Raw genomic sequence first — 6,841 nt, 5'->3', positions numbered from 1 at the left:
AGGGGTGGTACGGGATCCCGTACCACCCCTCGGCCGTGTCCGCGTGCGGCGGCCGGCGCCGCCGGCTACAGCACCTTGGAGAGGAATGCCTTCGTGCGCTCGTGCTGGGGGTTGCCCAGCACCTCGCGGGGGTGGCCCGACTCGACCACGACGCCGCCGTCCATGAAGACGAGGTTGTCGCCGACCTCGCGGGCGAAGCCCATCTCGTGGGTGACAACGATCATGGTCATGCCCGACTCGGCGAGGTCCCGCATCACGTCCAGGACGTCGCCGACCAGCTCCGGGTCGAGGGCCGAAGTGGGCTCGTCGAAGAGCATCAGCTTCGGCTCCATGGCGAGCGCACGGGCGATCGCCACGCGCTGCTGCTGGCCGCCGGAGAGCTGGGAGGGGTAGTTCCCGCCCTTCTCACCGAGGCCGACCCGGTCCAGGAGGCGGACCGCGCGCTCGCGGGCCACCGCCTTGGACTCGCCCTTCACCATGACCGGGGCTTCCATGACGTTCTCCACGGCCGTCATGTGCGGGAAGAGGTTGAAGCGCTGGAAGACCATGCCGATGTCCCGGCGCTGGGCCGCGACCTCGCTGTCCTTCAGCTCGTAGAGCTTGTCGCCCTTCTGGCGGTAGCCGACGAGGTCCCCGTCGACGTACAACCGTCCGGCGTTGATCTGCTCCAGGTGGTTGATGCACCGCAGGAAGGTCGACTTGCCGGAGCCGGACGGGCCGACCAGGCAGAAGACCTCACGCGGGGCGACCTCCAGGTCGATGCCCTTGAGGATGTGCGCGGCACCGTAGGACTTGTGGACGCCCTCGGCCTTCACCATGGCAGTCGTCATCAGGCCACCGCCTTGCGGTTCGAGAGGCTGGACACTTTCGCCTTGATCTTCTGCAGCGGCGTGGGCGGCAGCGAGCGGAGCGCACCACGGGCGTAGCGGCGCTCCAGGTAGTACTGGCCGACGCTGAACACACTGGTCAGCGCGAGGTACCAGATCGAGGCGACGAAGAACATCTCCATCACCGCGAAGGAGGTGGACGCGATGTCCTGGGCCGCGCGCAGCAGGTCGAAGTACTGCACCGCGACGACGAGCGACGACGTCTTGAGCATGTTGATGAACTCGTTGCCCGTCGGAGGCACGATCACCCGCATGGCCTGCGGCAGGACGACACGGCGCATGGTCTGCGTCCGGGTCATGCCCAGCGCGTGCGAGGCCTCGGTCTGGCCCTCGTCGACCGACTGGATGCCGGCCCGGACGATCTCCGCCATGTACGCGCCCTCGTTGAGGCCGAGACCCAGCAGGGCGGCCAGGAAGGGCGTCATGACCTGGGTCATCTCGTCCTTGTAGAACCCGAGGTTCAGGATCGGGAAGATCAGGGCGAGGTTGAACCAGATGAGGAGCTGGACGTACACCGGGGTGCCGCGGAAGAGCCAGATGTAGAACCAGGCGATGGTGCTGGTGACCGGGTTCTTCGAGAGGCGCATCACGGCGAACAGGACACCGAGCGCCAGACCCAGGGCCATGGCGGTGACGCTGATCCAGATCGTGTTGCCGACGCCTCGCAGGATCGAGGGGTCGAACAGCTTCTCCGGCACGGTCGCCCAGCGCACGTTGCCCTGGGAGAAGGCGACGATGAGCGCCACGACCAGACCGATGACGACCACGGCACTGATCCAGCGGCCGTAGTGGCGGACCGGGATGGCGCGGATCGCCTCGGGGGGGACGGAACCGGCCGGCGGGGTGTCCGCCGGACCCGGGTCCTTGTCGAGCTTGTCAGTCACAGTGACTGCCCTTCAGTGTGCTGCGGTGGTACGCGGAGGTCAGGAACCGGCGTTGATCTTGGCCTCGGTCACGGCACCGGAGCCGGCGTTCCACTTGTCCAGGGCGGCCTTGTAGGTGCCGTCCTTGATGATCGCGTCGAGGGCTTCCTTCAGCGCGTCGCGCAGCTCGGTGTTCTTCTTGTCCACCGCGATGCCGAAGAGGCCGGCGTCGGTCGGGTTGGCGATGGCCTCGAACTCGTTGCCGCCGCCCGCGGTCTGCGCGATGTACGCGGCGACCGGGGAGTCGTTCAGGTCGGCGGCGGCGCCACCGGCCTTCACGCGGGTCTGGGCCTCGGCGTCGGTCGGGAAGGACTCGATCTTGAGCTCGGCCTTGCCGTCCGTCTTGCACTTCTCGGCCTGGGTCTTCGCGGCGTCCTCGTAGGTGGTGCCGCGCTGCACGGCGACCGTCTTGCCGCACAGGTCGTCGAGGGTCTTGATGCCCTGCGGGTTGCCCTTCTTGACCAGGATGCCGGTCGAGGCGGAGAAGTAGTCGACGAAGTCGACGCCGGCACCGGTCTTGGCACCCTTGTCGTCCAGGCCCTCCTGGCGGGCCTTGGTGTCGGTCAGGGAGGACATGACCAGGTCGCTGCGGCCGGTCTGCATGCTGCCGATCAGCGTGTCAAAGGTGCCCGACTCGAACTTGAACTGCACGCCGAGCTGCTTGCTCATGGCCGCCGCGATGTCGGGGTCGACACCGACGATCTTGCCACCCTCGGTGAACTCCATCGGCGCGTAGGTCGCGTCGGTGCCGACCTTGATCACACCGGCGTCCTGGATCTTCTTCGGGAGCTTGGAGAAGAGCGGCGCGCTGCTGTTGTTCGCCGCACCCGAGGGGGTCGAGGACGCCTTGTCGGTCTGGTCGCCACAGCCGGTGAGGATCAGGGCGCCGGCAACCGCGATCGCGCCGACCGCGGCGATCCGGGACCGGGCAGCGGTCGTACGACGGGTGGTGCTTGCGGTCATGGCTTCGTTCCTCCGGCAGGGGTGGAAAAGCATCGAAAAACGGTCGGACACGCACCATCGAGTGTCGCGACCTTGTGTGATTACGGCATCTTGCCATTCGGACTGAGACATTCAGGCTGCCCGCCAGGTCAAAATCGCATAACGGGCGCCCCGGGCAGGCCAACAGGACTGCGGGCAAGGGGGTTCGGGGCCGCAGATACTGCCGTGACCAGGCCCTTTGGGCGCAGTTTCTACGGAGCGCCACGCCGCGCCGGACGTGAAGGTTTGGACTTTTCACCAAAAGGCGGGCGGTCGGTCTACGGTTGAGCCGGAATCGACTCGTCTGAGCGAGTGTTCTTCGGGTAGAACAGATCCTTACACCCCTCATCCGGGGCTCAGGGCGCGCGTGCGGCGCGCCCGCGCGTACGAACCTCCCCTTCGCGGAGACGGGCCAACCGTCGATGCGGAGTACGGACGCGGTGCCCGCCCACCCCTTAACCAGGAGTGGCCACCCTCAACGAACAAAAGGAATTAAGGGGTCACACGAAGTGGCAGCGGAGATCGTCAACCCTCGCAGCGACAGTGCGACGGACAACAACCCCGACGCGGTGTTCGCGCTGCACCGGGGCGGCAAGATGGCCATCCAGGCCACGGTCCCGGTGAACGACAAGGACGACCTGTCCCTGGCGTACACCCCGGGCGTGGCGAAGGTGTGCACCGCCATCGCCGAGCAGCCGGAGCTGGTGAACGAGTACACCTGGAAGTCCAACGTGGTCGCCGTCGTCACCGACGGTACGGCCGTGCTCGGCCTCGGCGACATCGGCCCGGAGGCCTCCCTCCCCGTGATGGAGGGCAAGGCCATCCTCTTCAAGCAGTTCGGTGGCGTGGACGCGGTCCCGATCGCGCTCGCCACGAAGGACACGGACGAGATCGTCGAGACGGTCATCCGTCTGGCGCCGTCCTTCGGCGGGGTCAACCTGGAGGACATCTCCGCCCCCCGCTGCTTCGAGATCGAGCGGCGCCTCCAGGAGGCGCTGGACATCCCGATCTTCCACGACGACCAGCACGGCACGGCCATCGTGACGCTGGCCGCGCTGCGCAACGCCGCGAAGCTCACGGGTCGCACCCTCGGCGACCTGCGCGCCGTGATCGCGGGCGCGGGCGCGGCGGGGATCGCTATCGCCAAGATCCTGGTGGACGCGGGGATCGGCGACGTCTGCGTCACCGACCGCAAGGGCGTCGTGTCCGCCGACCGCTCCGACCTGACGGACGTCAAGGCGGAGATTGCGGGACTGACCAACAAGACCGGCCGGACCGGCTCGCTGGAGCAGGCCCTGGCGGGCGCGGACGTGTTCATCGGCGTCTCCGGCGGCTCCGTCGCCGAGGAGGCGGTGGCCACGATGGCGAAGGACGCGTTCGTCTTCGCCATGGCCAACCCGAACCCGGAGGTCCACCCGGACGTCGCGCACAAGTACGCGGCGGTCGTGGCCACGGGTCGTTCGGACTTCCCGAACCAGATCAACAACGTGCTGGCGTTCCCCGGCATCTTCGCCGGCGCCTTCAAGGTGCGCGCCACCCGGATCACCGAGGGCATGAAGATCGCCGCCGCCGACGCCATCGCCGGTGTCGTCGGTGACGAGCTCGCCGCCGACTACGTGATCCCCTCCCCGTTCGACCCCCGCGTCGCCACGGCCGTCGCCGCGGCCGTCGCCGCCGCGGCCAAGGCCGACGGCGTGGCCCGTCTGGCCTGACCGGGGACCCGTGCGGTACGCGAAGAGGCCCGGCCGGATCACTCCGGCCGGGCCTCTTCGCGCGGGCGCGGCGCCCGCTCGGCGCGGTCCGGGCGGGCTCTGCCGGTCCCGCGCCGCCGCGACCGGCGCCCCGTCCATCGCCCCGAGGCCGGGCCCGGTGCGACGAAGGCCTCACCGGCATGGTCGCGGCAGGTCTGGAACCGCGCCCTACCGAGCGGTAGCGTCGCCGCATGTTCGCTGCCTATGCCGCCCGAATCGACCGTGACCAGCCGCTGAACGGCCTTGTGCTGGGCGACCGCCCCGCGCCGCAGGCCCGCCCCGGCTGGGTGACCGTGAACGTCAAGGCCGCCTCCCTCAACCACCACGACCTGTGGTCCCTGCGCGGGGTGGGCCTGGGCGAGGAGAGCCTCCCGATGATCCTCGGCTGCGACGCCGCCGGGATCGACCAGGACGGCAACGAGGTCGTCCTGCACTCCGTGATCGGCCAGAGCGGCCACGGGGTCGGCCCGGACGAACCCCGCTCGATCCTGACCGAGCGCTACCAGGGCACCTTCGCCGAGCAGGTGACCGTCCCCGCCTGGAACGTCCTGCGCAAGCCCGCCGAGCTCTCCTTCGAGGAGGCCGCCTGCCTCCCGACGGCCTGGCTGACGGCGTACCGGATGCTCTTCACCAACGCGGGAGTCCGCCCCGGCGACTCCGTCCTGGTCCAGGGCGCCGGCGGCGGTGTCGCGACCGCCGCGATCGCCCTGGGCAAGGCGGCGGGCCTGCGGGTCTTCGCCACCAGCCGGGACGAGGCCAAGCGCAAGCGGGCCGTGGAGCTCGGTGCAGTGGATGCGTTCGAGCCGGGCGCGCGGCTGCCGCAGCGGGTGGACGCCGTGATCGAGACCGTGGGTGCGGCCACCTGGTCCCATTCGGTGAAGTCCCTGCGTCCCGGCGGCACCCTGGTGATCTCCGGCGCCACGAGCGGCGACCGGCCGGCGCACGCCGAGCTGACCCGGATCTTCTTCCTGGAGCTCAAGGTCGTCGGCTCCACCATGGGTTCAAAGGACGAGCTGGAGGACCTCCTCGCCTTCTGCGCCACGACGGGGCTGCGGCCGGTCATCGACGAGGTGCTGCCGCTGGACCGGGCGCGCGAGGGCTTCGAGAAGCTCGCTTCGGGCGACCTCTTCGGGAAGGTCGTCCTCAAGCCCTGACCGGCCGCGAGGCCTCCACCCGGCCGCACGTCCATCTGGGGTGACGCACCTCTCGCGTCACCCCAGATGGACAGCCATGGCCGAAGCCACCGACAGGGCTCGAAGAAGGCCCTGGAGCAGTCCCTGCGCATCGCTCCGGGCCGCAAGGACACCGCATCGGGAACCTGCACCTGCTGCCGGCCCTGCTCTCCCGCCCCGCGCAGCCGGCCCGGCGGAGCCTGCGCTACGGCCGGGCGCCGAGGGCCGTCGCCAGTCGGGCGGCGGCGGCCGCGAGGTGGTCGCGGGCCTCGGCCACGCCGGCCGCGGTCACCCCGTGGTCCCGCGCGGCGTCGCGCACCTCGTCGCGGAAGCGGTCCAGCAGCCGGTCCAGGTCACGGGCGGGATCACCGGTCGGCGTCAGATCCGCAGCCCAGCCCGAAGCCCGACCCGCGTCCGCCGCCGCGTCAGCCGTAGCCGCAGCGTCGGGTCCGCCCGCCGCGCCCGGACCCTGGGCGCCGCCACCGAGCCAGGCGCCGGCCAGGCTGCCCAGGACGCCGCCGGACCTGGTGAACTGCTCCTGGAGCTGGCCCGCGATGCGCTGGACCTCCTCGCGGGCCCGGTCCTGGGCCTCCTTGGCCTGGCGGCGGGCCGCCTGCGCCTCCTCGCGGGCCCGGCGGCTCTCGTCCTTCGCCCGGCGGGCCTGCTCCTTCCACTCCTGCCTGGCCTTGCGCAGTTCCTCCTTGGCCGCCTTCCAGGAATCCTCCTCGCCCACCCGGGTTGCCGAGGCGGAGGCCGCCGCCCGCATCTCGCGCCGCAGATCGCCCGCCGCGCCGCGGACGTCGCTGCGGATCTCCGCGGCCAGCTCGGTGACCGAGTCGCGGATCTCCAGCTCCAGATCGGCCAGTTCACCGCTGCGGTCGGCCAGTTCGGCGCGCCCCGCCTCGGTGATGGAGTACACCTTGCGCCCGCCTTCGGTGGCGTACGTGACCAGGCCCTCCGCCTCCAGCTTGGACAGGCGCGGGTAGACCGTGCCCGCCGAGGGGGCGTAGAGGCCGTGGAAGCGCTCCTCCAGCAGGCGGATCACCTCGTAGCCGTGGCGCGGGGCCTCGTCCAGCAGTTTGAGGAGATAGAGGCGGAGGCGGCCGTGGGCGAAGACGGGCGGCATC

Annotated in this window: 6 protein-coding genes; 2 read left to right on the top strand and 4 right to left on the bottom strand. The window is 70.3% G+C overall.

The features are described from left to right. Positions 1-65: 65 nt before the first annotated feature. From ACFW2G_RS14960 to ACFW2G_RS14950, 3 genes are read right to left on the bottom strand one after another with little or no spacing between them, the layout of a single operon-like run. Positions 66-830, bottom strand: a complete 765-nt coding sequence (locus ACFW2G_RS14960) for an amino acid ABC transporter ATP-binding protein (RefSeq protein WP_037919746.1) — start codon at positions 828-830, stop codon at positions 66-68. Beyond that, positions 830-1,771: an amino acid ABC transporter permease gene (locus tag ACFW2G_RS14955; protein WP_037919744.1), complete on the bottom strand. Its 942-nt coding sequence runs from the start codon at positions 1,769-1,771 to the stop codon at positions 830-832. The genes ACFW2G_RS14960 and ACFW2G_RS14955 overlap by 1 nt, the downstream gene beginning before the upstream one ends. 39 nt (positions 1,772-1,810) lie before the next feature. Continuing rightward, entirely contained in the window at positions 1,811-2,773 is a 963-nt protein-coding gene (locus ACFW2G_RS14950) for an ABC transporter substrate-binding protein (protein ID WP_037919742.1), read from the bottom strand. Between the two features lie 527 nt (positions 2,774-3,300). Here ACFW2G_RS14950 and ACFW2G_RS14945 point away from each other — a divergent pair. Further along, entirely contained in the window at positions 3,301-4,503 is a 1,203-nt protein-coding gene (locus ACFW2G_RS14945; RefSeq protein WP_384452066.1) for an NADP-dependent malic enzyme, read from the top strand. 230 nt (positions 4,504-4,733) lie between these two features. Beyond that, positions 4,734-5,696: a zinc-binding dehydrogenase gene (locus ACFW2G_RS14940; protein WP_384452063.1), complete on the top strand. Its 963-nt coding sequence runs from the start codon at positions 4,734-4,736 to the stop codon at positions 5,694-5,696. A gap of 223 nt (positions 5,697-5,919) precedes the next feature. Here ACFW2G_RS14940 and ACFW2G_RS14935 read toward each other — a convergent pair whose 3' ends face one another. Continuing rightward, positions 5,920-6,840, bottom strand: a complete 921-nt coding sequence (locus ACFW2G_RS14935) for a helix-turn-helix transcriptional regulator (RefSeq protein ID WP_384452060.1) — start codon at positions 6,838-6,840, stop codon at positions 5,920-5,922. Position 6,841: the final 1 nt, after the last annotated feature.

The sequence above is a fragment of the Streptomyces sp. NPDC058880 genome, assembly GCF_042742535.1.
Classification (GTDB): Bacteria; Actinomycetota; Actinomycetes; order Streptomycetales; family Streptomycetaceae; genus Streptomyces.
Note: the sequence above shows the minus strand (reverse complement) of the source record. Positions and strands in the feature narration are given on the sequence as shown.